This window comes from Kineococcus arenarius subsp. arenarius (assembly GCF_050871845.1).
Lineage (GTDB): Bacteria > Actinomycetota > Actinomycetes > Actinomycetales > Kineococcaceae > Kineococcus.
In genome coordinates, this window is the sequence record NZ_JBJLSE010000007.1 from 42,997 (window position 1) to 68,363 (window position 25,367).

Sequence of the window (25,367 nt, forward strand, 5' to 3'; positions counted from 1 at the left end):
ACCTGAGCATCAGAGCCAGGCTCCTGGTACTCCTCTCGGTCCCGCTCACGGTGCTCCTGGTCGCTGCCGTGGCGCTCGACGTCCGATTCATCTCCGCCGCCGTCGAGACGCGGCGCATCGCGAAGTTCGCCGGCACCGCCGACGAGGGCAGCCAGCTGCTCGTGGCCCTGCAGAACGAGCGCCTGGTCAGCGTCAGCTCCCTCGTCGAGGGGTCGGGCACCACCGCCGAGGAGATCACCGCGGCCCGCGCGGCGACCGACGCCGCCACCGCGGCCCTGGGCGCGGAGCTGACCGAGGTCGGCCTGGCGACCGACGACGGGTCCGCGACCGCGGCGGCGGTGGCCGAGGCCACCAGCGCCACCACCGAGATCTCCCGCGTGCGCGCGGTCATCGACGGCGGCAACACCACCGCGGCGCAGACCCTCACCGCCTTCGACGGCTTCATCTCCGTCTACTCCGACCTGGCGCTGGCCATCGCGGCGGACTCCGACGACCGCGAGCTCGCCCGCGAGCAGGCCGGCTTCGCCTACCTGGTCAAGCAGAGCGAGGCCGCCTCCCGCGAGCAGGCCGCCGGCCTGCTGGTGCTCAGCGGCATCTCCTCCACCAGCGTGGCGCAGGTGCGCGCCACCTCCATCGCGCAGCAGGAGTTCTACGCCGAGCAGGCCGAGGCGCAGCTGAGCGCCGAGCTGCTCGCCGAGGTCGACACCGTCCTGAACGCCAGCCAGGCCGCCCAGGCGCGCGCCTTCGTCAGCAAGGACCGCAACGCCTTCACCGCCGCCGGTTCCGGCGTCCCGTCCTTCACGCAGGACGAGTGGATGACCGCGACCACCACGGTCGTCGACGCCCTCAACCAGGCCGCCGACACCGCCGGCGAGCACGTCTCCGACCACGGTGACCAGGACGCCGCCACCGCCGTGTGGGAAGGCCTCCTGCTGAGCCTGCTGACGCTGCTCGTCGCCGGCGGCACCGTCTTCTTCGCCCTCACCGCCGCCCGCAGCATCGGCACCCGGCTGCGCGCCCTGTCCGCCGCCGCCATCGAGGTGCGCGACGAGCTGCCCCGCATGGTCGAGCGCATGCAGACCCCGGGTGAGGGCCCGGGCGTGGAGTTCACCCCGCTGACCGTCAGCAGCACCGACGAGATCGGCCAGGTCGCGCACGTCATCAACGACCTGAACGAGACCACGTTCCGGATCGCCGGTGAGCAGGCCGCCCTGCGCGCCTCCATCGCCGAGATGTTCATCAACGTCGCCCGCCGCGACCAGGCGCTGCTGGCCCGCCAGCTGTCCTTCCTGGACCAGCTGGAGCGCACCGAGGAGAACCCTGACACCCTCGAGGACCTGTTCACCCTCGACCACCTGGCGACCCGGATGCGGCGCAACGCCGAGTCCCTGCTCGTCCTGGCCGGCATCAACACCGGCCGCCGCCTGCGCCGCCCGCTGCCGCTGTCGGACGTGATCCGCACCGCGGCCGGCGAGATCGAGCACTACGACCGCGTCGACCTGGCGCTGCAGGTGGACCCGCCCGTCGTCGGCCACCTCGCGCTGTCCATGGCGCACCTGCTCGCCGAGCTGCTGGAGAACGCCACCAACTTCTCCGACCCCGGTTCCCGCGTCGTCGTGGGCACCAAGGAGGGGCCGCGCGGCATCGAGGTGACGATCACCGACACCGGCCTGGGCATGGACGAGGAGGAGGTGCGCGCCGCCCGCGAGCGCATCGACGGCGGCCGCGCCAGCGAGTTCGTCGGCGCCCAGCGCCTCGGGTTCTACGTGGTCGGCCGCCTGGCCGCCCGCCTCGACCTGGACGTCGCGTTCGACTCCACCGAGGGCGAGGGCACCTCGGTGACCCTGCTGCTGGGGCCGGCCGTGTTCACCCCGGGCAGCGTCTCGGCCCAGGTGCCGGAACTGGACGCCCCGGACGGCCCGCCGGCCCTGCCGGCGGCCGAGCCGGCCGCCGACGCGGACGCCGTGGCGCTGCCCGCCGCTCCGGCGGGTGCCTCGACGATCGTCGCGAACCCGCTCGCCGCGGACGGCGTGGGCAGCGCCCTGTCCGTCACGCTGGAGCGCTCCGCCGCCAGCGCGGCCACCGAGTCCGGGGTCTCCGCCCCGGCGCCCCAGGTGACCGGCACCGGCCGCAGCCTGCCCACGCGCCGCAAGCCCACCCGCGGCGCCGGCGCCGACGAGGCCCGCGCCGCGGCGGCTCCCGCCGCCCCGGCCGCCCCCGTCACCCCGGCCGCCCCCGTCACCCCGGCCGCCCCGGCGGCCGAGCCGGGCTGGCAGCCGATCTCCGCGCCCAGCGCACCGGCCGACGCGCTGCCGGCGATGCCCAAGCGCGAGCGCAAGGCCGAGGCGCCCGCCTCGCTGGCCGCGGCGCAGGACATCCTGCCCCGCGCCGGCCGCAAGCCCCGCGCCGTGCGCGACTCCGCCACCCCGCCCAAGACGGCGGCCGAGGCCTTCTGGACCTCCCGCCGCCGTGCGGCGGGGACCGCGGCCGAGGAGCCGGCCCCCGAGGCCCCGGCCGTCGCGCAGGACGCTGCCGCCGCGCAGGTCCCCGACGCGGTGCGAGCCCCCCTCGCGCCGGAGCCCGCCGCGGCCCCGGCCGAGCCCGCCCGCGCGGTGCCGGTCGTCCCGGCCCAGGCCACGGCCCCCGAGGCCGCCGTCACGCCGGTCGCCGTCACGCCGGTCGCCGTCACGCCGGTCGCCGTCACGCCGGTCGCCCGCACCGTGGGTGACACGCTGCGCCAGCGCAACGCGCTGGCCGCCGAGGCCCTCTCCGCCCTCACCGAGGGCCAGGGCTTCAACCCCGCGATGGGCAAGGGCTCCGCGCCGCTGGTGCGTCGCCAGGCCGGGGCCACCCCGGCCGCGGCCAAGCCCGCGCCGGTCCGTCCCGCGGCCGCCCGCCAGCGCCGCGCCCCCGCCGACGTCCGCTCGATGCTGTCCGGCTTCCAGGCCGGCGTGTCCCGCGGCCGCGCCGAGGGCGACGCGCCGACGGTCCCCGCCCACCCGGGCGGTGCCGATGGCGACGCCTGATGCTTCCCGCGGCCCCTCCCGGGGGCCGCGGGGACGGGTCGGGCCACCGCCCGCCCGACCGCACGACCACGACCGAAACCACCACGATCCCGACCGTGCACCGGATGTCCGGAGCAGCTCCGAGAAGAGGAACCCACTGTGACCGCGCTTAGCTCCGAGGCCGCCGACTTCAGCTGGCTCCTCGACAACTTCGTCCGAAGCACCCCCGGTGTTCAGCACACCGTCGTCGTCTCGGCGGACGGCCTGCTCATGGCGATGTCCGACCTGCTCCACCGCGAGGCCGGTGACCAGCTCGCCGCCATCGTCTCCGGCGTCTCCAGCCTGGCCCGGGGCGCCGCCCGCCAGCTGGAGTCCGGCGAGGTGCGCCAGGCCATCATCGAGATGGACGACTCGTTCTTCTTCCTCGTCAACGTCTCCGACGGCTCGGTGCTGGCCGTGGCCGCGGAGGCCGGCTGCGACGTCGGGCTCATCGGTTACGAGATGGCGATGCTGGTGCAGCGCTTCGAGTCCGTCCTCACCCCGCAGCTGGTCTCGGAGATGCGGGCCGCGCTGCCCGTCTCCGCGCCCGCCGGCGCCCGGTGGTGACGCCGCCATGACAGCAGCAGGGAGCGCGGACCTCTGGTCCGACGACGACGAGGACGCCGAGGAGTTCACCGTCCGCCCGTACACCGTCACCGGTGGGCGCACCCGCCCCACGAACGCCGACCTGCCGGTCGAGGCGCTCGTGGAGGCGCTGGCGGAGCCGGAGGTCGGCATGACCCCGGAACGGCGGAAGATCCTGGAACTCACCAGGACCTCGTACCTGTCGATCGCCGAGCTGTCCGCCCACGTCCACCTGCCCGTCGGTGTCGTCCGCGTCGTGGTGAGCGATCTCGCCGCGTCGGGGAAGATCCGCGTCCACGGCCTCACGCTGGCCACCTCCCCCCAACCCGCGACCACCATCAGCGTCCTGGAGAGTGTTCTCAATGGCATTTCCTCGCTCTGACGTGAGCACCCCCGCGCCAGGCGTTGTTGCCGGGGGAACCGCCACGGAGCCCATCGCCCCGCCCACCGTCGTCAAGATCGTCGTGGCCGGCGGGTTCGCCGTCGGCAAGACGACCTTCATCGGGTCGATCTCCGACATCGAGCCGCTGCGCACCGAGGCCGCGATGACCGAGCACTCGGTCGGCGTGGACGACGCGGGCCTGAACTCCGACCGCAAGACCTCCACCACCGTCGCCATGGACTTCGGCCGCATCGCCCTGCCGGGCAACCTGTGGCTGTACCTGTTCGGCACCCCCGGCCAGGACCGCTTCCTCTTCATGTGGGACGACCTGGTGAAGGGCGCCATCGGCGCGGTCGTGCTGGTCGACACCGACCGCCTCGACCAGTGCTTCCCGGCCGTGGACTACTTCGAGTCCCGCGGCATCCCGTTCGTCGTCGCGGTGAACTGCTTCGACGGCGTGGCGCAGCACGACCTGAACTCCGTCCGCGAGGCCCTCGCGGTGCCGGAGCACGTGCCGTTCGTCTACACCGACGCGCGCAGCAAGGCCGCGACCAAGCACAGCCTCATCACGCTCGTGCAGACGGCCCTGTCCCGGCTCAACGCCGGCTGAGCTCGGCACGACGCAGGACGCCGGTCCCCCTCGGGGGGGCCGGCGTCCTGCGTCGTGGGGACCTCCACGTCGAGGACCCGCCGGGCGGGTGACGTTTCAGCTCGGGGCCCGACCTGCCGATGAGCACTGTGAGCAGGATGCCGCGGCCCGACCGGGCCGCACCGACGCGAGAAGCGGGAGTGCCACGTGGACGACATGGACGAGATCGTCCAGGAGTTCCTCGTCGAGAGCTACGAGAACCTGGACCAGCTGGACTCCGACCTCGTCGCGCTGGAGCAGCAGCCCGGCTCCCGCGAGCTGCTGGCGAGCGTCTTCCGCACCATCCACACCATCAAGGGCACCAGCGGCTTCCTGGCGTTCTCCCGCCTGGAGTCGGTCGCCCACGTCGGTGAGAACCTGCTCGCCCGCCTGCGCGACGGCCAGCTCGTCATGACCCCGGTCACCACCGACGTCCTGCTGCGCATGGTCGACACGATCCGCGCGCTGCTGTCCTCCATCGAGGAGAACGGCGCCGAGGCGTCCGTCGAGGTCGACCAGGTGGTCACCGCGATCCGCGCCGTCCTGGACGGCGAGGAGCCGGTGCTGCCGCCCGCCGACGGCGCGGGCGTGGAGGTCTCCTCCGAGGCCCCGGCCCCGATGGTCGAGGCCCCCGCCCCGGTCGTCGAGGCGCCGGTCCTCGAGACCCCCGCCGCCGAGGTGCCGGTCGAGGCCGAGACCCCCGCCGTCGAGGAGACGGTCGTCGAGGAGCCGGCCGAGGCCGAGGCCCCCGCCGTCGAGGAGACGGTCGCCGAGGAGCCGGCCCCGGTCGTCGAGGTCGCCGCACCGGTGGCCGAGGTCCCCGCCGCGGCCCCCGCCCCCGTCCCCGCCGCTCCCGCCGGTGGTGCCGCCCCCGCCGGCGCCGCCCCCGAGAAGGCGTCCGCCGCCGAGGCGACCATCCGCGTGGACGTGGAGCTGCTGGAGTCCCTGGTTCGCCAGGCCGGTGAGCTGGTCCTGGCCCGCAACCAGATCCTCCAGCGCGCCTCCGGGCTGCGCGACGAGGAGCTCACCCGCGCCTGCCACCGCCTGAACCTGGTGGCCAGCGAGATGCAGGAGAGCGTCATGCGCACCCGCATGCAGGCCATCGACCACCTGTGGTCGAAGCTGCCGCGCGTCGTGCGCGACCTCGGCAACATGCTGGGCCGCAAGATCAAGCTGGAGATGGAGGGCGGCGAGACCGAGCTCGACCGCACCCTGCTGGAAGCGGTCAAGGACCCGTTGACCCACATCGTCCGCAACGCCGTCGACCACGGCATCGAGCCGCCGGAGGTGCGCCGCGCGGCCGGCAAGAACGAGGTCGGCACCCTGAAGCTGCGCGCCGCGCACGAGGGCGGCCAGGTCGTCGTCGAGGTCCGCGACGACGGCAAGGGCATCGACCCGGCCGTCATCGGCGCCAAGGCCGTCGAGAAGGGCCTGGTCTCCGCCGCCAAGCTGGAGGGCCTGACCAGCAACGACATCCTGCAGTTCCTCTTCCTGCCCGGGTTCTCCACCGCGGCGAAGGTCACCAACGTCTCCGGCCGCGGCGTCGGGATGGACGTCGTCAAGACGAACATCGAGCGCATCGGCGGCTCCGTCGACGTCGAGTCCACCCCCGGTGCGGGCACCGTCTGGCGCCTGCGCATCCCGCTGACCCTGGCGATCGTGCCGGCCCTGACGGTCGAGTGCGCCGGCCAGCGCTACGCCATGCCCCAGGTCAACCTGCTCGAGCTCGTCAGCCTGGACGCCGAGCGCATGGCCAAGGCCATCGAGGACGTCGGCGGTGCGAAGGTCTACCGCCTGCGCGGCGCGCTGCTGCCGCTGATCCGCCTGGAGGAGGCGCTGGAGCTGCAGCGCCCCGCCGGCGTGGAGGTCTCCAGCAAGCTCGTCATCGCCGTCCTGGAGTGCGACGGGCGCCGCTTCGGCCTCGTCGTCGACCGCGTCCTGGACACCGAGGAGATCGTCGTCAAGCCGCTCTCCGGGGCGCTGAAGGGCATCGGCACCTACGCGGGCGCCACCATCGCCGGCGACGGCCGCGTCTCGCTGATCCTGGACGTGCAGTCGCTGGCCCGGCGCACCATGCGCGCCGACGGCCTGGAGCACGTGGCCGCCGAGGCCGCCGCGACCGCCGCCGCCACCGGCGAGGGCCAGCGCCTGCTGGTCGTCGGCCTGGGCGACGACCGCCGGGTCGCGATCCCGCTGGACGTCGTCACGCGCCTGGAGGAGTTCAAGACCGACTCCATCGAGCGCGTCGGGCGCCGCGAGGTCGTCCGCTACCGCGGCGAGATCCTGCCGCTGGTGCGCCTGTCCAACCACCTGGGCAGCATGCGCGGCTTCGACGAGCCGGAGCTCACCTCGCTGCCCGGCGTCGTGTACTCGGCCCGCGGCCGCTCCGTCGCGATCGTCGTCGACGAGATCGTCGACATCGTGTCGGGCCAGGACGCGCGCAGCGACATCGACGACGCCGGCCTGGTCGGCTCGGCGGTCATCCGCGACCGCGTCACGGAACTGCTGGACGTCCGCGCGGCGATCCTCGCGGCCGACCCGAACTTCTTCTCCGAGCAGGCTCAGAACGAGTTCGCTGCCGCTTCCTCTCGACTGGGGGTCTGACGTGTCGACGCAGTACGCCACCTTCACCCTCGCCGGACACCTGTTCGGCGTGGAGGTCCGACGCGTGCAGGAGGTGCTCACCGAGCAGCCCCGCACGCCCGCCCCGCTGGCGCCCCGCGCGGTCGCCGGCCTGATCAACCTGCGCGGTCAGGTCGTCACCGCGCTGGACCTGCGCCGCCGGCTGGGCATGCCCGACCGCGCCGAGGGCCAGGCCGCGATGAACGTCGTGGTGCGCGCCGCCGAGGAGGTCTGGAGCCTGCTGGTCGACTCCATCGGCGGGGTCATCGAGGCCGCCGACGCGACCTTCGAGCCGCCGCCGGACACGCTGTCCGGGCCGATCCGCGAGCTGATCCGCGGTGCCTACAAGCTCGACGACGCGCTGCTGCTCGTCCTCGACGTCGACAAGGCGCTGGAGATCGAGGGCGCGGCCACCGCCTGACGCCCGCCCCCGCAGGCCCCCCACCGCACCGGTGGGGGGCCTGCGGCGTTCCCGGGCGCGGCAGCGGCCCGGGAGCGCGCCGCGGTTCAGGGGCAGACCAGCACCGTCGCGCCGTCCGGGCCGGGTCGCTCCAGCACCCCCAGGCGGGCCAGGTCGGCGACGAACCTGGACCGCCCCACCGCCTCCCCGCCGTTCTCCACCAGGTACTGCCCGTACGCCCGGCGGGTCGTCTCGCCGGTGTCCCACGTCTGCTCGGTGAACCAGACGCGCACGGTCCGGTGCACGCCGGCCTGGTCCAGGGTGGCGGCCGGGCTCGCGAACGCGGTGCCGCAGCTCGGGCAGACGGTGGTGGTGTCCTCGTCGTCCATGCCGCGATCCTGACCCGCCCCGCCCGCCCCGCGCGTCGCCCCGCAGCGGGAGACGCGCCTGCTACCGGGGGAGGACGCGCGGCCCGGACCGTCAGCGGGGACGGCGGTACAGCGCCAGCTCCCCCTCGCGCACCCGGGGCGGACCCTCGGCGCGGTGCTCCGCGGGGACGGGCGAGGCGTGCTCCCGCACGGCGGGGTCCGGGGCCGGGTCGCGGGTCGGCGCGGGACCCGGTGCGGCGGTCTGCGCGGGAACGACCCCGCCCTCCTCGTCCCCGGTCTCGTCCTCCGGGTCGTCGTCGGTCTCGTCCTCCGCCTCGCCGGGGGCCCGCAGCAGCGTGAGCGCCGCCGCCGTCGCCAGCGCGGTCGTCAGGACGAGCACCCCCGCGGCGGTGCCGTGCGAGAGGAACGGCGTGCCCACCAGCCACGTCCCCCGCGGGAGCAGCCCGGCCACCTGGGCGACGAACCCGGCCAGCGCCGCCAGGGCCGCCAGCGCGGTGCACCCGGCGACCGCGGTCGCGGCCCAGCGCGCCCCCGCGCGGGGCACCACCGCCGCGGGGCGGCCCGCGAGCACCAGCGCCGCCAGCACCACCGTCCCCAGCGCGCCCGCCAGCAGCGGCACGTGCGGCGGCTGCAGCTGCCACAGCAGCGACCAGCGTTCCGCGAGCAGTTGCGCGGAGGTGGCGCTCGCCTGGCCCTGCGGGCCGTTCAGCATCCCCGTGGCGGCGTCCACCAGCCCGAACGTGGTGTCCAGGGAGCCGTCCAGCACGCGTCGGGCCGTCTCCAGGCACACCGCGGGCGGGACGGCGACCGCCGCGGTCAGCGCCCAGCCGCCCCACGCCCCCGGGCGCCGGGACCGGCGCGCCGGACCGGTGGGGGCGGTGGCGGCGGGTTCCGCCGGGGCCGGGGCGTCGCGGTGTGCCACACCACGACGCTAGTGCGCCTCGCCGCCGCGGTGGGGTGTTCCGCGCACCCGCTGCGGGCGCCGGTAGAGGGCGAGGTCCTCAGAGCTCGGCCGGGGTGGGCCCTCCACCGCCCCGGTGGTGCGCTCCCCCCGCCGGGCCGGGACCACCGGTGCCACCTCGGGCCGGGGCTCGGGCCGGGGCTCGGGCCGGGACCGCGGCTGGGGCTCGGGCTCGGGGGAGGGCTCGTGCAGCGGTGCCGGCCCGGCGGCGGGGGAGCGCACGGGAGCTGCCGGCGGCTCCCCGGTGCGCAGCAGCACCGCCCCGCACAGCCCCGCCAGGACCGCCGACAGCAGCGCCGTGCCCAGCGGGACGCCGGCCTCCAGCCACCCCCAGGTGTCCAGCACGAAGGACGGCAGGCCCGCCTCGTCCTGCCCGGAGCGTGACACCGTCACCAGCGAGCCGGCCGCCAGCCCCAGCGCACCCAGCACGACCACCACCGCCACCGCCACCCCGGCCCAGCGCTGCCGGCGCCCGGGGGCCAGCCACCCCGGCCGCCCCGCCAGCGCCGCGCCCGTCAGGGCCAGCAGCCCCACCACCGACGCCAGCAGCGCGGTGCCCGCGGGGACCGTGCCGAGCATCGCCGGCCAGCGGTCCGCCAGGTCCAGGGCCGCCGCACCGTCCGCGGCCTCGTCGGTGCCGAACAGGTCGCCGGAGCGCCAGCCGAAGTTCTCCTGGTCGCGGGCCCCGGCGAGGAAGCGCCGGCACCCCTCCGCGGCCAGGAGCACCGGCGCGGCCGCCGCCACGAGGAGCAGCCACGCCGCCCAGCCCTCGTCCCGGTCCCCGCCGGGCCCTTCCCCGTGGTCCCCGTGCTCCTCGTGGTCCGCGTGCTCCTGCGGACCGCCCGCGGGGCGGTGGTCCCGCTCGCGCCCGTCCGGCGCGCCCCGGCCTGCCATGGTCCGACGGTACGACCGCCCCGCCCGGCCGTCCCCCCGACGCAGCAGCGCGGCTGCGCCGCGTGCGCCGTCCCGGGGGTGGCACGCACCCGTACGTGTGACGGCGCGTGGTGAGCGCCGACACGCGGTGTCAGGGTGGCGGGACACCACCCGGTCCAGGGTGGGGACGCGCCACCCGGCCGGGCGGCGTCGCCGCGGCAGCCTGGAGGCGACCACCATGCAGTACTCGCTCGTGAGCTCACCGGTCCTCGGGTTCGACCTGGTGCGCCTGCCGGCGGGTGACTCGGCCGCCGAGGTCCTGCTGCGCGCCCTGGACTGCGGCCCGCGCGAGGTGGACGTGCTGGCCGCCCACCACGACGCCGACGCCCGCGCCCGGGCGTGGCGCACGGTGCGCGAGGCCTCCCGGGCGGCGCCGCAGATCACCGACGTGCTGAACCAGGTCGCCGAGGGCCTGGCCGGCGGGGTGTTCGCCGAGGACGTCGTGGGCCCGCGCGTGGAGACGGGGGTGCTGCGCGTGCTGCAGGCCTCCACGATCGCCGACGCCGACGCCCTGGTGCGCCTGGTGCACCACGACGTCTTCGACTGGACGTGGAGCGCCCCCCTGGACGGCGGGCCCCGGCTGCGCACCGAGACCGCCGGCCGCGCCGCGGACGTCCTGGCCGACGCCGCCGTGTCCGCCTACCTCGGCGACCGGCTGCCCGACGGGGTGCGGCGGCTGCTGGTCGCCCCCTACCTGCACGCCGCCCGGGACCTGGCCCCGCTGCCGTCCGTGCCGGAGGACCTGGGCCAGGCGCAGGCGGGCGTGCGGGCCGTCCTCGAGCGGCTCTCGCGCCTGGACGGCACCGACCGGGCGTGCCTGCGCGCGGTGGCGGGCACCCACCGCGCCGGGGGCGGGGAGTGGGCGAGCGCGGTGCACGACGCCTCGTGGGCGGTGCACCTGTCCGGACGGGTCCGCACGGCGGCCGTCGCGCAGCTGCTGGCGGTGCGCGCGTTCCGGGCCGGGGGCCTGGACGCCTCGGACGGGGCGAGCGGGCTGTGGAACGTGGTGAGCGGCGTGGTGCACGCCGAGGTGGTCGCCGACATGCTGGCCTCGGAGACGCGCGAGGTGCTGCTGCGCCCCTGGCACGCCGCCTTCGGCGCCTGACCACCCCCCCCGGACCCGCGGTGTACATGCACTGTTGAGCGCTCAACAGTGCATGATCACCGCGGGTCCGAGGGGTGGGGGGAGCGGGTGGGGCGCTCAGGAGCGGTGGGTACGGTGTCGCCGTGCAGTCGCCGGCCAGGGGTGCGGTGCGCCTGGCCCGGGCGGGGTTCGTGGCGCTGACCGTCGTCGCGCTCGCCTCCCTGGCGCACGTCGCCGGCGGTGAGGAGCTGCCCCCCTCGCTGGTCCTGCTGGCCCTGGGCGCCCTGACCGGCTGCGCGGCCTTCACCCTCACCGGCCGGCGCCTGTCCGCTCCCGCCCTGCTGATCGCGCTGGGTGCCGGGCAGGTCGCGCTGCACGCGGCGCTGCGCGCCCTGGCCGCCGACACGGTCGACGTGCCCTCCCACGGGCACCACCAGGAGTGGGTGCCCCTGGCGGCCGGTGCCCTCGAGCACGCGCCCGGCGGTGGCTCGCCGGTGCCGATGCTGCTCGCCCACGCCGTCGCCACGCTCGCCGCGGCCCTCGTGCTGGCCCACGGCGAGCGGGCCGTGTGGTCCCTGTGGGCGTGGCTGCAGCCGCTGCGGGCCGTGGTGCTCGCCGTGCTGCGGGTGCCGGTGCTGCTGCCGGTGGCGCCGGTACCGGTGGTCGTCGCGGCGCGCCCGCGCTCCGTCGTCGCGCGCCGGGTGGCGCGCCGTGGTCCCCCGGCGGGGCTCGCCCCCGCCACGACCACCCGCTAGAGACCACCCGGAGGAACCCCGTGCGCTCCACCCTGCGCTCCACCCTGCCCGCCCGCCCGTCCCTGCCCGTGCGGGTGCTGGTCCCCGCCGCCGGCGCCGCCGCCCTGCTGCTCGCCTCGGCCCTGCCCGCCGGCGCGCACGTGCGCGCCGTGCCCGACGTCACCGCCGCCGGCTCCTACAGCGTCGTGACCTTCCGCGTGCCCAACGAGTCCGACACGGCCGCCACCACCTCGCTGCAGGTCGCGCTGCCCACGGGCACGCCCTTCACCCACGTCGCCGTCGAACCCGTCCCGGGCTGGACGGCGACCGTGCAGGAGGGCCCGCTGCCCGAGCCCGTCGAGGTCTCCGGCACCACGATCACGCAGGCGCCGCTGAGCGTCACCTGGACCGCCGAGCCGGGGACCGCCGGGATCGCCGTGGGGCAGTTCCAGGAGTTCGACCTGCAGGTCGGCCCGCTGCCGGCGCAGGGCACCCGCGTGGTGCTGCCGGCGGTGCAGACGTACGCCGACGGCGAGGTGGCCGACTGGTCGCAGGTCGCCGACGAGGGCGCGGCCGAGCCCGACAGCCCCGCACCGGAGTTCACCACCACCGCCGCCGCCGGGCACGGCACCCACGCCTCGACCGCCGCCGGGGAGGACGCCACCGCCGTCGCCGCGGCGGCCCCGTCCGGCACGTCCGGGACCTCCGGCACGTCCGGAGCGGACGGGACGGCCCGCGCCCTGGGTGCCGCCGGCCTGGTCCTGGGGGCGGCCGCGCTCGTCCTGGCCCTGCTGCGCCGCCGCGCTCCCGCCCCCCGCTGACACCACCCGCACCCCTCGCCCACCCCTCGTCCGCCCCGTCCCGGCGCGTTCTGCGCCGGGACGGGGTGCGGGGTTCAAGGTTCGCCCGCTCGCGCCGATGGAGTAGTGAGCCGCCCACCGGGGGCGCGCCGAGCGAAGGGCCGGGTGCAGCGTGCGCGAGAAGATCCGCGTCCTGGTCGTCGACGACTCCGTGGTCGTGCGGCGCATCGTCACCGACGTCCTGGCCTCCGACCCCGCCGTCGAGGTCGTCGGCACCGCCCCCAACGGCAAGGTCGCCCTCGACAAGATCCAGCAGCTCAAGCCCGACGCGGTCACGCTCGACATCGAGATGCCCGTCATGGACGGCCTGCAGACGATCAAGGAGATCCGCCGCCTCGACCGCCGGCTCCCCGTCGTCATGTTCTCCACGCTCACCGAGCGCGGTGCCAGCGCCACCCTGGAGGCGCTGTCCTCCGGCGCCTCCGACTACGTGACCAAGCCCGCCAACGTGGGCAGCGTCAGCGAGTCCATGGAGTCGGTGCGCGCCGAGCTCATCCCCAAGATCAAGGCGCTCGTCCCGGGGGTCGCCGCACCGCCCGCGGCCACCGGCGCCCGTGCCGCGGCCCCCGCCGCGCCCGTCGCCGTGCGCTCGCGCACCGGCGCCGTCGGGACGCCGCGCGCGCTGGTCGTGGGTTCCTCCACCGGCGGGCCCGAGGCGCTGTCCAGCGTGCTGGCCAAGCTGCCCGCCGGCCTGGGCGTGCCCGTCCTCGTCACCCAGCACATGCCGCCGGTGTTCACCCGCATGTACGCCCAGCGCCTGGACAAGGTCAGCGCGCTGAACGTCGTGGAGGCCGTCGACGGCCAGGACGTCGTGGCCGGCACCGTGTACGTGGCGCCCGGCGACTTCCACATGGAGGTCGTGCGGCGCGGGACCGCGCTCGTCGTGAAGCTGCAGCAGGGACCGCCGGAGAACTTCTGCCGGCCGGCCGTGGACGTCATGGTGCGCTCCGCGGTGGCCGCGTTCGGCGGGGACCTGCTCGCGTTGATCCTCACCGGCATGGGTTCCGACGGAAAGCTCGGCTGCAAGGCCGTCGCCGCGGCCGGCGGGCAGGTCGTCGTCCAGGACGAGGCCACCTCCGTCGTGTGGGGGATGCCCGGTGCGGTGGCCCGCGAGGGCATCGCCGACGAGGTCCTGCCGCTGGGCGCGATCCCCGACGCCCTGCTTCGTCGTCTCGGCGGTGCCCGCGCGGCACTGCCCCACGCTCCTGTCCGCTCCGCCGTCCCCGCCACGGGCGCGGGCCGGGTGGGCGTCCTCGCGCCGGCGGCACCGCCGGCGAACCGCACCGCCGCGGCAGCGGCCCGACCCACTACTGGCAGGTGGTGACATGGCTCTGACCCCCACGGCTTTCGAGTGGGTCTGCACGCTCGTCCGCAAGGAGAGCGCGATCGTCCTGGAGAAGGGCAAGGAGTACCTCGTCGAGTCGCGGCTCGTGCCGCTGGCGCGCGCGGCCGGGGCCGCGGACGTCAACGCCTACGTCGACGGGGTGCGCCTGCGCCCGGACCGGCGCACGCAGGTCGCGATCGTGGAGGCGCTGACGACGAACGAGACGTCGTGGTTCCGCGACGGCGCCCCGTTCCAGGCGTTCTCCACCACGGTGGTGCCGGCGCTGAAGCAGTCGCGCGCCTCCACCCGCTCGGTGCGGATCTGGTCGGCGGCCTCCTCCACCGGTCAGGAGGCCTACAGCCTGGCGATCGGGCTGCAGGACTCCCTGATCGCCGAGGGGTGGCGCGCGGAGATCCTCGGCACGGACCTCTCCTCGGAGGTCCTGGAGAAGGCCAAGGCCGGGACGTACTCCCAGTTGGAGGTCAACCGGGGCCTGCCCGCCCCCATGCTGGTCCGGCACTTCACGCGGACCGGCATGAACTGGCAGGTGAACGCGAACATCCGCCAGATGGTGCGGTTCCAGCAGCTGAACCTCACCAGCAGCTTCGCCGCGCTCGGCCAGTTCGACGTGGTGTTCCTGCGCAACGTGCTCATCTACTTCGACCTCGCCACGAAGCGGGACATCCTCGGCCGGGTCCGCAGGGCCCTCAAACCGGACGGCTACCTCTTCCTGGGAGGCGCCGAAACCACCCTGGGCGTCGACGACAACTGGGAACGCCAACTCATCGGACGGGTCTCCGTCCACCGCCCCAAGAACTGAGAGGACAGGAACATGAAGGCACTGGTCGTCGACGACTCCCGCGCCATGCGGAAGATCATCGCAGGCGCGCTGCGCAAGCTGGGGTACGAGACCGTGGAAGCGGCCGACGGCGCAGAGGCGCTGAAGGTCCTCCAGGAGGGCCCGCTGCCCGAACTGGCGACGGTCGACTGGAACATGCCGGTGATGGACGGGCTGACGTTCGTCACCCAGGTCCGCGCCGTCCGCGAGTACCGCTCCCTGAGCATCATGATGGTCACCACGGAGGCCGAGCACGGGCAGATCGTCCGCGCGCTCGCCGCCGGTGCCCACGAGTACCTGATCAAGCCCTTCACCGTGGAGGCGCTGGAGGAGAAGCTGGCCCTGCTGGGCCTTCTGCCGGAGGTGACGGCATGACGCAGGAGATCGAGCAGTTCGAGCAGGTCGGCGACTACGTCGAGGACGACGCCCTCGCGCAGATCGTGGACCAGATGTGGCAGTCGTACTTCGGCCACGTCGAGCCCCTGCTGCCGGCGTTCGACCCGCAGGAGGTCCCCGCCCCGCTGCTGTGCGCGAGCGTCGGCATCTCCGGCGCCCGCCCCGGCCTGGTGACGGTCCTGGTCCAGAAGGCTGCCACCAAGGCGCTGGCCGCCGCCCTCCTGCAGGAGGACGAGGCCGACCTGGGCGACGACGACGTGTACGACGCGCTCGGCGAGGTCGCCAACATCATCGGCGGCAACATCAAGGCCCTGGTGCCGGACGCCGGCGCCCTCGGCCTGCCCGCCATCGCCGAGGCGCCGCCGCTGCCGCGTTCCAACAGCCGCTGCGCGGCCCGCCTGGACGCGAACTGGCAGGGGAACTGGATCACCTTCATCGTGTGGCTGTCCGGATCGGGGGCGTGACGTGAAGGCCCTCGTGGTGGACGACAGTCGCGTGATGCGGCAGATCGTCATCCGCACCCTGCGTCAGGCCGGTTTCGACTGGGTCGACGTGGTCCAGGCCGAGAACGGCAAGGAGGGTTTCGAGGCGGTCCGCGCCGAGAACCCCGACATCGTCCTGTCGGACTGGAACATGCCTGAGGCCTCCGGCTACGAGATGCTGCAGAACCTGCGTGGTTCCGGCCTCGACGTGCCGTTCGGCTTCGTCACCTCCGAGGGTTCGGAGGAGATGCGGGAGAAGGCGGCCGCCGCCGGCGCGCTGTTCCTCATCGCCAAGCCGTTCACGCCCGAGGCGTTCGCCGCGGCCCTGTCGCCCGTCCTGAACGGCGGCGGTGCGGTCGCCGCGGCTCCCGCCCCGGCCCCGGCGGCCGAGCGGCCCGCGGTGACGATGGACTCCAGCCCGCTGCCGTCGAACCTGGCGATCCGCAACCTGCTGGAGGACCTGCTCGGCCGCGAGGTCGAGGTCTCCCCGGGCACCCCGTGCCCGGTGGGCGGCAAGCCCGGTGCGGCGGTCGGCCTGTACGTCGACGACCACCTGCGCTCGGCGGCCGTCGCGGTGTTCGACTTCGCGCTGGCGGCCCACGCCGGCGCCTCGATCGGCCTGCTGCCCCCCGGGGCCAGCGAGGCCGCGATCGAGGACGGGGAACTGTCGGAGGCGCTGCGCGTCAACGCCAACGAGGTCCTGAACATCATGGCCTCGCTGTTCAACGTGGAGGGTGCTCCGCACCTGAAGCTGCACGCCGCCTACGCCCCGGGCGAGGTCCTGCGCCCGGACGTGACCCAGTGGGCCACGAGCACGGGCAGCCGCCTGGACCTGGACGTCAAGGTGGCCCGCTACGGCAAGGGGAAGCTCAGCATCGTCACGATCTGAGGCCCGGCCCGCCCGGCGTCGTCACGGCCCCCGTCGCACCCGCGGCGGGGGCCGTCGGCGTCCCCGCCCCCTCCCGCCGCCCCCTCCTGCGGTGATCTTGCACGGTTGAGCGTTCAAGCGTGCAAGATCACCGCAGGAGGGGGGGTAGGGGGGTCAGGGGTCGCGGGGCTGGGCGGGCAGCAGGAACGTGGTCGTGTCGTCCGGCCGCGCGAGGCGCAGCGGCGGCACCGCCGGGCGGCCCAGCAGGTACCCCTGCGCGCAGTGCACCCCCAGCTCGCGCAGCACCGCCAGCTCCCCGGGGCGTTCCACGCCCTCGGCGACCATCGTCGAGCCCACCTCCGAGGCGAACCCCACCAGGGCGCGGGCCACGGCGCGGCGCGCGGGGTCGGCGTCGATGCCGCGCACGAACGCGATGTCCAGCTTCACCACGTCGGGCGACAGGTGCAGCACGTGCTGCAGGCTCGCGAACCCGGACCCGGCGTCGTCCACGGCCAGCCGCAGACCCCCGGCGCGCAGCGCGGCGGTGTTCTCCGCCAGCGCCGCGTAGTCGGCCACGGGGTCGTGCTCGGTGACCTCCACGACGATGCGCTCCGGCCGCGAGGCCAGCAGCACCTCGTGGGTGGCGGGGTCCACCAGCGCCTCGGCGGAGGCGTTGACGCTCAGGTACGCCCCGGCGGGCAGCACCGGCAGCAGCGCCAGCGCGGAGGCCAAGGCAGCGCGTTCCAGCCGCACGCCGGCTCCGGCGGACCGGGCGTCGGCGAACACCTGCTCGGGCCCGCGCGGGTAGCCGTCCTCACCGGTGAAGCGGCTGAGCGCCTCCGCGCCCACCACGTCACCGGTGCGCAGGTCCACGACGGGCTGCAGCACGGTGCTGCGGCCCCGCCCCTCCACGAGGGCGTCCAGGGACGCCAGCCGCCCCCGGTGCTCGTCGCGGCGCCGGTCGCGGTGGTGCAGGACCCCGGCGACCAGGGCCGCCACGACGTTCAGGGCCTCCACCTGCCGGGAACCCAGCGGCTCGGCGTCGGCGGCCGGCGCGCCCAGCAGGCGGCCGCCCGGCGTGCCGTCCGGACGCAGCACGTCCACCGCCGGCGCGGCCCGCAGCAGGTCCTCGCGCTCCAGCAGGCGGGCCGTGGCCCGCGGGTCCAGCGTGCTGGAGGCCTGCTCCACGAGCGGCCGCTGCCCGGGTGGCCCGGTGCGCACCAGCGCCGCCACCGGTGTCCCGAAGATGTCCCGGGCCAGGTCGAGCAACTGGGCGACGGCGTCGTCGTCCGCCACGCAGCCCCCCGCCTCGTCCGTGCCCTGATGTCCTGGCGGGGTCTCTCGAGCGCACCGGACCCCCGACCGGGCGCGACGTCCCCCACCGCCAGAGCGACCCTGGCAGATCACGCTCCGGCGAGCAACGGCGACAGGCCGTCAGGGGCGGGGTGGGCGTCCCGACGGGCCGTGCCGGCGCATCCGCCACACCGCCCCCATCGCCTCGGTGATGATCGCCCCGGACATCTTCGAGGTGCCCGCCGTGCGCTCGGTGAACAGGATCGGCACCTCCCGCACGGTGGCCCCGCGCTGCAGCGCCGCCAGCGTCGTCTGGATCTGGAAGGCGTACCCCGCCGCGGTCAGCTCGCGCAGGTCCAGCGAGCGCAGCAGGTCCGCGCGCCACGCCTTGTACCCGCCGGTCAGGTCCGCCACCGGCGCGCGCAGCAGCACCCGCGCGTAGGTGTTCGCCCCCCGCGAGAGCGCCTTGCGGTACCACGGCCAGGCGTCGTCCAGGGCGCCACCGGGCACGTAGCGCGCGCCCAGCACCAGGTCGGCGCCCGCGGCGAGCTCGTCCAGCATCCGCGGGAGCACCTCGACCGGGTGGGAGCCGTCGGCGTCCATCTGCACCACCACGTCGTGGTCGCCGGTGCTCAGCGCCTCCGCGAACCCGGCGCGGTAGGCCGCGCCCAGGCCGTCCTTCACCGTGCGGGTCAGCAGCCGCACCCGGCCCTCGGGCAGCCCGGCGGCGATGCGCCGCACGATCTCGCCCGTCCCGTCCGGGGAGGAGTCGTCCACGACGAGGACGTCGGGCTCCGCGGGGGAGTCCAGCAGCCGCTGCAGCATCGCGGCGATGTTGCCGGCCTCGTCGTACGTGGGCAGGACGACGACGGCGCGGAAGGCGTGGGGCAACGGGACTCGCTCGGGTCGTGGGGCGGCGGGGCTCCGACGCTACCCCAGGTCCTCGCGGCGCAGCGGCCCACCTCACAGCGTCGCCACAGCCCGTTGACCGCTCGTCCCCACCCCGCGCACCGATGGTGGTGCGGACCGTGACCAGAGGGGGAGCAGTGGACGAGATCCGGGACGACGGGGCGCGCCGGTGGCCGGTGGGCGGCCCGGTGGACGGGACGGTGAACGGGACGGTGAACGGCAGCGCGGTCGTGGCGCACCGGGCGCCCGCGCCACCCGTGCCGCCCGCGTGGGCCGGGCCGGCGGCCGGTGCGCCGTGGCCCGCCCCGGTGACCGGCGCCACCCGGTTCCCGGCACCGCCGCCGCACGGGGCGCAGCGGCGCTCGCGGTGGCGCTCGCGCTGGGTGCTGGCCGCGGCCGGTGCGGGCCTGACCCTGCTCGGCGCCGTCGGCGGCTTCGCCGTCGGCCACGCCACGGCGGGGACCTCGGCCGGCACCGGGCAGCTCCAGCCGGCCGCGCAGGACGGCACCGTCCCGGGGCAGCCGCCCGGCGGCGGGTTCGGCGGCACCGCACCCGGTGGTGGCACCTCGCAGACGTGGCCCCAGGACCAGACCCAGGGCCAGACCCAGGTGCTGCCCGGCACCGGCAGCACGACCACCACCTGACCTCCCCAGCCGCCCACCCCTCCCAGTCAGGAGAGATGCCCGTGCCCGGCACGTCCACCCCCACCAGGCGGCCCCTCGGCGGTTCCGCCGAACCGCCGGCGCCGGCGACGGGGCGCTGGAGCCGCCGCGAGAAGGGCGCGGTCGGCGCGCTGCTCGCCGCGACCGCGGTCCTGTACCTGTGGGACCTGTCCGCCTCCGGGTGGGCGAACTCCTTCTACTCCGGCGCCGTGCAGGCCATGACGAAGAACTGGACGGCGTTCTTCTTCGGTTCCGCCGACGCCGGCAACACCATCACCGTCGACAAACCCCCCGCCTCGCTGTGGGTGATGGCCCTGTCCGCGCGGGTGTTCGGGTTGTCCAGCTGGAGCGTGCTGGTGCCGCAGGCCCTCATGGGCGTCGGGGCGGTGGCGCTGCTGCACCGCGCGGTGCGCCGCGTCGCCGGGCCGGTCGCCGCGTTCGTCGCGGCGCTCGCGTTCGCGCTGACGCCGGTGGCGGTGCTCATGTTCCGCTTCAACAACCCCGACGCGCTGCTGGTGCTGCTCCTCGTGGCCGCCGCGTACGCGGTGGTGCGCGCGCTGGAGGCCGCCCGCACCCGCTGGCTCGTGCTGGCCGGGGTGCTCGTCGGGTTCGCGTTCCTCACCAAGACCGCGCAGGCGCTGCTGCCGCTGCCGGCGCTGGCGCTGGCGTACCTGTGGGCGGCGCCCACCGGGTTCGTGCGCCGGGTCGCCCAGCTGCTGGCCGCCGGGGTGGCCGTCGTCGTCAGCGCCGGGTGGTGGTTCCTCGTCGCCGGGCTGTGGCCGGCGAGCAGCCGCCCCTACATCGGCGGTTCCACCGACGGCACCGCTTGGGACCTGGCCATCGGCTACAACGGCCTGGGCCGGCTGTTCGGGAACGAGGGCGGCGGGGCCGGTGGTGGCCGGCTGCCCACCGGGGGTGCGGTGCCCGGCGGTGCCGAGGTGCCCACCGGCGGCTTCGGCGGCGGGGGTGGCGGGGGCTTCGGCGCCGACGCCGGCTGGCTGCGCATGTTCGGCTCCAGCGTCGGCGGTCAGGTCTCGTGGTTGCTGCCCGCGGCGCTGCTGCTGCTCGTGGCGGGTGTCGTGGTGACCTGGCGCCGCCCCCGCACCGACCGGGTGCGCGCCTCCCTGATCGTGTGGGGCGGTTGGACGGTCGTCACCGCGCTGACGTTCAGCCTCATGGAGGGCACGTTCCACCAGTACTACACGGTCGCCCTCGCCCCGGGGATCGCCGCCCTGGTCGGTGTCGGCGGTGCCGCCCTGTGGAGTCGGCGCGACCGCGTCGCCGGCCGGGTGGCGCTCGCGGTGGTCGTCCTGGCCACCGGTGCCTGGGCGTGGGTGCTGCTGACCCGCACCCCGGACTTCGCGCCGTGGCTGCGCTGGGTCGTCGCGGTGCTCGCGGTCCTCGCCGCGGCGGGTCTGCTGCTGCGCCGCCCGGCGCGGCTGGTGGTGGCCTCGCTGGTCACCGCCGTGGTGCTGTCGCTGGTCGGGCCGGCCGCGTACGCGGCGGTGACGGTGACGACCCCGCACACCGGGTCCATCCCGACCGCGGGGCCGGAGGGCGCCTCCAGCGGCGGGATGCCCGGTGGCGGGGTGCCCGGGGGCGGGACGCGCGGCGGGTTCGCCGGGCGGGGCGACGCGGCCGGTGCCGCGCCCGGTGCCGCGGCGGGCGCGGCGCGGGGCGGTGCGGCAGCGGGCGGCGCGCCCACCGGCGGCGGGTTCGGCGGCGGCGCCCCCACCGGCGGCGGGTTCGGCGGGGCCGTCGGCGGTGGCCAGGACGTCAGCGACGAGCTCGTCGCGCTGCTGCAGGCGGCCGGCACGACCTGGTCGGCGGCGACGACCTCGACGAACTCCTCGGCGGGCTACGCGCTGGCCAGCGGCACCGACGTGATGGGCATCGGCGGGTTCTCCGGCTCCGACCCGGCGCCGACCCTGGCGGAGTTCCAGTCGCTGGTGGAGGCCGGTGACGTGCACTACTTCATCAGCGGCGGGATGGGCGGCGGCCGGGGCGGTTCCTCCGAGATCGCCACGTGGGTGCAGGAGAGCTTCTCCTCCACCACGGTGGGCGGCACGACCGTCTACGACCTCACCCAGCCCCTGTCCTGACCCCCACCGCCGCCCCCGCGGTGATCTTGCACGGTTGAGCGCTCGACCGTGCAAGATCACCGCGGGGGTTCGCGCGGGAGGGGGGTTCGTCAGGCGTTGACGGGGACGAAGCGGGGGGTGTTCGGGCCGGGCAGGACGACGGCCTGGGCGGTGACGACGCGCTCGCCGTCGAACGTCAGCGCGGGCGAGCCGTGCAGCTCGTACCCCTCCGCCAGTGCGGCGCTGACCTTCTCGCAGAACGCGCGGTCGTCGGTGCCGGTCAGCAGCCGGTAGCGCAGGCGGGCGTCGGGCTCGCCGGGGCTCGCGGCGGGGCTCGTGGTCATCGCGGGTTCCTCGTTCCTCTCGCGGGATGGGCCTGCCCGGGGCCGGGTGCGCCGACCGGCGTCCCCGCCCCGACCCCCATCCTCCAGCACGAGCACACCCGGTGCGGACCGCCGTCACCGGCGCGGCCCGTCGACGGGGACCCCCGAACGGCCCATCGGGGAAGGCCCCGGAGCGGCCGAGAACCTCAGCAGAGCGGCCCCCACCCCACCTCCCCGGCGGGGCCGCCCGCCCGCCGAGAGGAGGCCACCGTGAACGCCCCCGCGCGTCGCGCCACCGTCCGTCCCCCCGCTCACCCGCGCGCCGCAGCGCCCGAGCCCGCCAGCGCCGCCGAGGTCACCGCACTGGCCTCCCTGCTGATGCGGCGCCCCGAGCTGGTCCGCTTCGACGACGAGACCCTGCTGCTGCGCCTGGCGCGCACCACGGCCGTCGGGCACCTGCTGCGCTCGCGGGCGGTCGCGACCCTGCCCGACGCCGAGCGCCTGCTGGACGCCATGATCGCGGACGGGCGCGCCGTGGTCCTCGACCTGACCGACCCCGCCCCCCGCGAGGGCGTCCTGGCCGTGCGCCGCCCGGCCGCGGCCCGCGACCTGCCGCGGGCGCGTGACCTGGCCCGCGCGCTCGCCCCGCTGGCCGCCCGGCGCTGAGGAGCCGGGCGGGCCGGCCCGCCGGCGCGGCGGCGCAAGGCGCGCTTCTCCACGAGGTGCCAGGAGGCGTAGCCGCAGGCCATCGCAGCCACGACCGGCACGGTGGCGAACCACCACGCCGGGGCGTCCCGCGTGCCGAGGTGCGCGACGAGCGGCTGCTGCGCGACGGAGCCGTGGGTGCAGGCGCCGCAGGTGGGTCCCCCAGGGCGGTGATCGGCCTGGCCCACCCCACGCGCGCACCGCGGCGGTGGCGGTGGCGGTGGCGGTGGCGGTGGCGGTGGCGGTGGCGGTGAAGTAGGCGATGAGCTCCAGGAGCAGCGCCACGGGCACGAGCTGGCCGCCGGCCACGTTCTCCGGCACCAGCCGCGCCAGCCCGCGAAGCCGAGCAGCGCGTGGGCCAGCACCTCCACGCCCAGGGTCCACAGGACGCCGTTGACCGTCGTGGACGGGTTGCCGGAGGAGGCGACCGGCAGGTGGTTCGCGTGGGGGAACACCAGCGGGTTGCGCACGAGGTGCTCCCACGTCCCCGCCGTGCTGGAGCAGTCCGGTGCCGTGGTGGTCAGCGGGCCGAGCACGAACACGACGAGCACCAGCACCACCAGCAGCCCCGGCACGAGCCGCCGAGCGCGCTCGGCGGCGAAGGGGCGCACGCGCGGCTCGCTGAGCCAGCTGCCGCACACCAGGTGCCCGCGGACGATGAAGAAGACGATGACCCCGACGGGCCCGGGGTGGAGGCGAAGTCGCCGAAGACGAGCAGGTCCGGTGCAGGGAAGTGTCACGAAACGTGTCATGGACACCTGCGCAACGTCGTGATCCTGTGCTCGGGGCGTCATTCGCGGGGTGGCAGACTGGGACCACCGCGGCTGCCGCGGCGAGGAGGGCTGGCCGAGTGGTTGAAGGCGGCGGTCTTGAAAACCGCTAGGGAGGTACCCACTCCTTCCTCATGGGTTCGAATCCCATGCCCTCCGCACCCGCACGTCCCCAGGAGGTCCCCGTGAGCACCACCGCTCCCGAACTGCCCGCGCAGCGGCGCGCGGCGGCGATCCGCGCCTACCGCACCCTGCCGGCCGCCGACCGGCGCGACGTGCTCGCCCTGGCCCGCCAGGGCCGGCGCCACCCCGACGAGCGCGTCGTGGCCGTCGCCTGGTGGTACGCGGCCTCGGTGCTGCAGCCGCGCTGGTGGAACCGCGTCCCGGCGGGGCTGCTGCCCGTGCCCGGCCTGCTGGTGCTGTGCGTGGCGTTCGCCGTGGACGCCTGGCCGCTGGCCGTGGTGTCGCTGCTGATGATCGCCGCGGGGCTGAACCTGGTGTGGCAGCGGCTGAGCACCGAGCCGCTGCTGCGCCTGGCCCGCCCCGCCGAGGTCGCCGAGCCCGCCGGGGGCTCCGCCGGCTGAGCCGGGGCCTCAGCGCACGGTGCGCAGCGCCAGCGGCAGGCACCGCACCCGCACCGTCGCCCCGCCGGCCACGGGCAGCACCTCGCCGTCCATCTGCAGCGGCATGGGGTTGCGGGTGCGGAACTCGTACGGCTCGCTGCGCGACTCCACGCGGTGCCGGCCGCGCAGCACGCGGGCGAACTCCGCCAGCAACCGCAGCTTGCTGCGGTGCTTGATCATCAGGACCTCGAAGCGGCCGTCGTCGGGTGCGGAGTCGTCGGACAGGTGCGCGTACTTCGCCATCCGGTCGATGTTGGCGAACAGGAGGCTGTCGATGCGCACGTCCCGGCCGTCGTGCTCGACGGTCATGGGCCGGTACTTCCAGAACGCCCTGACGACCAGCAGCTTCTCCTTCACCGCGTCCAGGTCGTTCTCGTTGAGGGCGGCCGCGGCGACGGGCGTGATGCCCGCGCCCACGTAGGAGTGCGCCACGCGCGGCTCGCCGTCGCCGGTGTCCACCTCCAGCAGGTCCATGCGGTCGGGGTGCCCGTCGCCGGCGGCGACCTCGGCGATGGCATCGACGAGGGGGCGGCCGTGAGTGGCGGTGGCGTGGTCGTTGGCGTTGCCGGAGGGCAGCACGGTTGCCATGCCTCCGTCGTGACCGGCGCGGTCGGCGGCGACGACGCCGTTGACGACCTCGTGGTAGCCGCCGTCGCCGCTGGCGGAGACGACGAGCACGCCGGGGTGGCGGGCGACGTGCTCGCGGGCGAGCTGCTCGGCGTGCCCGGCGTGCTCGGTCTCGACGAGCTCCACGGGCAGGTCGGGGGTGCGCGCGGCGAGCGCGTCGCGCAGGGCGCGGGCGTTGGCGGGGCCGTCGCCGGTGCTGTTGGGGTTCAGGACGACGACGACGCGCTGCAGCGGGCTGCTGGTGGGGCTGGGCACGTTCCCGACCGTAGGGGAAAGGTCCCCGTCCGGCCCCTCGCGCACGGACGCCGACCGGGACTCGTGGTCTTCCCCTCCACGTGCCCCGGCCGGCGCGAGGCCCATCCTGCCACCGCCGCCCCGCCGCTGGGAACCCCGTGCCGGGATCTCGGGGAGCGCGGGCGGCCGGGCGCGGCGAGGATGCAGCGCATGTGCGACGTCACGCCGAGAGCGGAGGTGGCCCTGCCGGCCGACCTGTCCGCTGCCCGGCGGGCCCGCGGGTTCCTGCGGGAGCAGCTGTGCCGGGTGCACCAGGAGGGCGCGCTGGAGCAGGCGCTGCTGCTGCTGTCGGAGCTGGCGGTGAACGCGGTGCGCCACGGCGCCCCGCCGGTGCGGGCGGTGGTCGACTGCCGGGTGCGGGTGCTGCACCTGTCGGTCAGCGACGGCAGCCGCGAGCGCCCGCAGCACCGGCGCGCCTCGTTGCGGGAGGAGTCCGGGCGCGGGGTGGACCTGGTGGACGCGCTGAGCGAGTCGTGGGGGGTGCGCCTGGTGCCCTCGGGCAAGAGCGTGTGGTGCGAGGTGGCGGGCTGACCCCCGCTGACCCGACCCC

At 75.8% G+C, this 25,367-nt stretch carries 25 protein-coding genes, 1 tRNA gene and 1 pseudogene; 20 read left to right on the forward strand and 7 right to left on the reverse strand.

The window, feature by feature from the left end; all coding sequences use genetic code 11:
• The first annotated feature begins 68 nt into the window (after nucleotides 1-68).
• The 6 genes from ACRYM0_RS03495 to ACRYM0_RS03520 all read left to right on the forward strand — a co-directional run bounded on the left by ACRYM0_RS03495 (nucleotide 69) and on the right by ACRYM0_RS03520 (nucleotide 7,682).
• Nucleotides 69-3,026: a sensor histidine kinase gene (locus tag ACRYM0_RS03495; RefSeq protein ID WP_432502184.1), complete on the forward strand. Its 2,958-nt coding sequence runs from the start codon at nucleotides 69-71 to the stop codon at nucleotides 3,024-3,026.
• A gap of 138 nt (nucleotides 3,027-3,164) precedes the next feature.
• Nucleotides 3,165-3,611 carry a roadblock/LC7 domain-containing protein gene (locus tag ACRYM0_RS03500; protein WP_432502186.1) on the forward strand — a complete coding sequence of 149 codons (447 nt, stop codon included), beginning with the start codon at nucleotides 3,165-3,167 and terminating at the stop codon, nucleotides 3,609-3,611.
• Nucleotides 3,612-3,618: 7 nt separating this feature from the next.
• A complete protein-coding gene (locus ACRYM0_RS03505) occupies nucleotides 3,619-4,011 on the forward strand; it encodes a DUF742 domain-containing protein (RefSeq protein WP_432502188.1) in 393 nt (130 codons plus the stop codon).
• On the forward strand, nucleotides 3,992-4,621 hold the full coding sequence (locus ACRYM0_RS03510; RefSeq protein WP_432502190.1) for a GTP-binding protein: 630 nt from the start codon (nucleotides 3,992-3,994) through the stop codon (nucleotides 4,619-4,621). Before ACRYM0_RS03505 ends, ACRYM0_RS03510 begins: the two co-directional genes overlap by 20 nt.
• Before the next feature lie 186 nt (nucleotides 4,622-4,807).
• Complete coding sequence (locus ACRYM0_RS03515; RefSeq protein WP_432502193.1) at nucleotides 4,808-7,243, forward strand: chemotaxis protein CheA; 2,436 nt, start codon at nucleotides 4,808-4,810, stop codon at nucleotides 7,241-7,243.
• Between the two features lies 1 nt (nucleotide 7,244).
• A complete protein-coding gene (locus ACRYM0_RS03520; protein WP_432502195.1) occupies nucleotides 7,245-7,682 on the forward strand; it encodes a chemotaxis protein CheW in 438 nt (145 codons plus the stop codon).
• 86 nt (nucleotides 7,683-7,768) lie between these two features.
• On the opposite strand, the gene ACRYM0_RS03525 is transcribed toward ACRYM0_RS03520, so the two are convergent.
• The 3 genes from ACRYM0_RS03525 to ACRYM0_RS03535 form a co-directional block, all read right to left on the reverse strand.
• Complete coding sequence (locus ACRYM0_RS03525) at nucleotides 7,769-8,050, reverse strand: hypothetical protein (protein WP_432502198.1); 282 nt, start codon at nucleotides 8,048-8,050, stop codon at nucleotides 7,769-7,771.
• Nucleotides 8,051-8,141: 91 nt separating this feature from the next.
• Nucleotides 8,142-8,972 (reverse strand): hypothetical protein, encoded by an 831-nt coding sequence (locus tag ACRYM0_RS03530; RefSeq protein ID WP_432502201.1) that lies wholly within the window; start codon nucleotides 8,970-8,972, stop codon nucleotides 8,142-8,144.
• Nucleotides 8,973-8,981: 9 nt separating this feature from the next.
• Nucleotides 8,982-9,905 carry a hypothetical protein gene (locus tag ACRYM0_RS03535; protein WP_432502203.1) on the reverse strand — a complete coding sequence of 308 codons (924 nt, stop codon included), beginning with the start codon at nucleotides 9,903-9,905 and terminating at the stop codon, nucleotides 8,982-8,984.
• Nucleotides 9,906-10,122: 217 nt separating this feature from the next.
• Here ACRYM0_RS03535 and ACRYM0_RS03540 point away from each other — a divergent pair, with 217 nt between their 5' ends.
• The 8 genes and pseudogenes from ACRYM0_RS03540 to ACRYM0_RS03575 form a co-directional block, all read left to right on the forward strand.
• The gene (locus ACRYM0_RS03540; protein WP_432502205.1) at nucleotides 10,123-11,049 is read left to right on the forward strand and encodes a hypothetical protein; all 927 of its coding nucleotides are present in this window, start codon (nucleotides 10,123-10,125) and stop codon (nucleotides 11,047-11,049) included.
• Between the two features lie 122 nt (nucleotides 11,050-11,171).
• Entirely contained in the window at nucleotides 11,172-11,783 is a 612-nt protein-coding gene (locus tag ACRYM0_RS03545; protein ID WP_432502207.1) for a hypothetical protein, read from the forward strand.
• 20 nt (nucleotides 11,784-11,803) lie between these two features.
• Entirely contained in the window at nucleotides 11,804-12,583 is a 780-nt protein-coding gene (locus ACRYM0_RS03550; RefSeq protein ID WP_432502209.1) for a YcnI family copper-binding membrane protein, read from the forward strand.
• 151 nt (nucleotides 12,584-12,734) lie between these two features.
• On the forward strand, nucleotides 12,735-13,946 hold the full coding sequence (locus ACRYM0_RS03555; protein WP_432502211.1) for a protein-glutamate methylesterase/protein-glutamine glutaminase: 1,212 nt from the start codon (nucleotides 12,735-12,737) through the stop codon (nucleotides 13,944-13,946).
• Nucleotide 13,947: 1 nt separating this feature from the next.
• Entirely contained in the window at nucleotides 13,948-14,766 is an 819-nt protein-coding gene (locus tag ACRYM0_RS03560) for a CheR family methyltransferase (RefSeq protein ID WP_432502214.1), read from the forward strand.
• A 12-nt stretch (nucleotides 14,767-14,778) separates the two neighbouring features.
• Nucleotides 14,779-15,159, forward strand: a complete 381-nt coding sequence (locus tag ACRYM0_RS03565; protein WP_432493780.1) for a response regulator — start codon at nucleotides 14,779-14,781, stop codon at nucleotides 15,157-15,159.
• The gene (locus tag ACRYM0_RS03570; RefSeq protein WP_432502216.1) at nucleotides 15,156-15,644 is read left to right on the forward strand and encodes a chemotaxis protein CheX; all 489 of its coding nucleotides are present in this window, start codon (nucleotides 15,156-15,158) and stop codon (nucleotides 15,642-15,644) included. Before ACRYM0_RS03565 ends, ACRYM0_RS03570 begins: the two co-directional genes overlap by 4 nt.
• A gap of 1 nt (nucleotide 15,645) precedes the next feature.
• A pseudogene (locus ACRYM0_RS03575) lies at nucleotides 15,646-16,002 on the forward strand (response regulator); the annotation flags it as partial.
• Between the two features lie 702 nt (nucleotides 16,003-16,704).
• Here ACRYM0_RS03575 and ACRYM0_RS03580 read toward each other — a convergent pair.
• Nucleotides 16,705-17,826 carry an EAL domain-containing protein gene (locus ACRYM0_RS03580; protein WP_432502218.1) on the reverse strand — a complete coding sequence of 374 codons (1,122 nt, stop codon included), beginning with the start codon at nucleotides 17,824-17,826 and terminating at the stop codon, nucleotides 16,705-16,707.
• A gap of 138 nt (nucleotides 17,827-17,964) precedes the next feature.
• Nucleotides 17,965-18,714 (reverse strand): polyprenol monophosphomannose synthase, encoded by a 750-nt coding sequence (locus ACRYM0_RS03585; RefSeq protein ID WP_432502220.1) that lies wholly within the window; start codon nucleotides 18,712-18,714, stop codon nucleotides 17,965-17,967.
• A gap of 155 nt (nucleotides 18,715-18,869) precedes the next feature.
• On the opposite strand from ACRYM0_RS03585, the gene ACRYM0_RS03590 reads away from it, so the two are divergent.
• Together ACRYM0_RS03590 and ACRYM0_RS03595 are read left to right on the forward strand one after the other, a co-directional pair.
• Complete coding sequence (locus tag ACRYM0_RS03590; RefSeq protein WP_432502222.1) at nucleotides 18,870-19,376, forward strand: hypothetical protein; 507 nt, start codon at nucleotides 18,870-18,872, stop codon at nucleotides 19,374-19,376.
• 35 nt (nucleotides 19,377-19,411) lie between these two features.
• On the forward strand, nucleotides 19,412-21,496 hold the full coding sequence (locus tag ACRYM0_RS03595; RefSeq protein ID WP_432502223.1) for an ArnT family glycosyltransferase: 2,085 nt from the start codon (nucleotides 19,412-19,414) through the stop codon (nucleotides 21,494-21,496).
• An 89-nt stretch (nucleotides 21,497-21,585) separates the two neighbouring features.
• On the opposite strand, the gene ACRYM0_RS03600 is transcribed toward ACRYM0_RS03595, so the two are convergent.
• Nucleotides 21,586-21,819 carry a DUF1737 domain-containing protein gene (locus ACRYM0_RS03600; protein WP_432502226.1) on the reverse strand — a complete coding sequence of 78 codons (234 nt, stop codon included), beginning with the start codon at nucleotides 21,817-21,819 and terminating at the stop codon, nucleotides 21,586-21,588.
• A gap of 249 nt (nucleotides 21,820-22,068) precedes the next feature.
• Between ACRYM0_RS03600 and ACRYM0_RS03605 the strand changes: the two genes are divergently transcribed.
• The 3 genes from ACRYM0_RS03605 to ACRYM0_RS03615 all read left to right on the forward strand — a co-directional run bounded on the left by ACRYM0_RS03605 (nucleotide 22,069) and on the right by ACRYM0_RS03615 (nucleotide 23,857).
• Complete coding sequence (locus ACRYM0_RS03605) at nucleotides 22,069-22,464, forward strand: hypothetical protein (RefSeq protein ID WP_432502228.1); 396 nt, start codon at nucleotides 22,069-22,071, stop codon at nucleotides 22,462-22,464.
• Nucleotides 22,465-23,339: 875 nt separating this feature from the next.
• Nucleotides 23,340-23,432 (forward strand) — tRNA-Ser (locus ACRYM0_RS03610).
• 26 nt (nucleotides 23,433-23,458) lie between these two features.
• Complete coding sequence (locus ACRYM0_RS03615; RefSeq protein WP_432502230.1) at nucleotides 23,459-23,857, forward strand: hypothetical protein; 399 nt, start codon at nucleotides 23,459-23,461, stop codon at nucleotides 23,855-23,857.
• Nucleotides 23,858-23,866: 9 nt separating this feature from the next.
• On the opposite strand, the gene ACRYM0_RS03620 is transcribed toward ACRYM0_RS03615, so the two are convergent.
• Entirely contained in the window at nucleotides 23,867-24,778 is a 912-nt protein-coding gene (locus ACRYM0_RS03620; protein ID WP_432502232.1) for a diacylglycerol/lipid kinase family protein, read from the reverse strand.
• Between the two features lie 189 nt (nucleotides 24,779-24,967).
• On the opposite strand from ACRYM0_RS03620, the gene ACRYM0_RS03625 reads away from it, so the two are divergent.
• Entirely contained in the window at nucleotides 24,968-25,348 is a 381-nt protein-coding gene (locus ACRYM0_RS03625) for an ATP-binding protein (protein WP_432502234.1), read from the forward strand.
• Nucleotides 25,349-25,367: the final 19 nt, after the last annotated feature.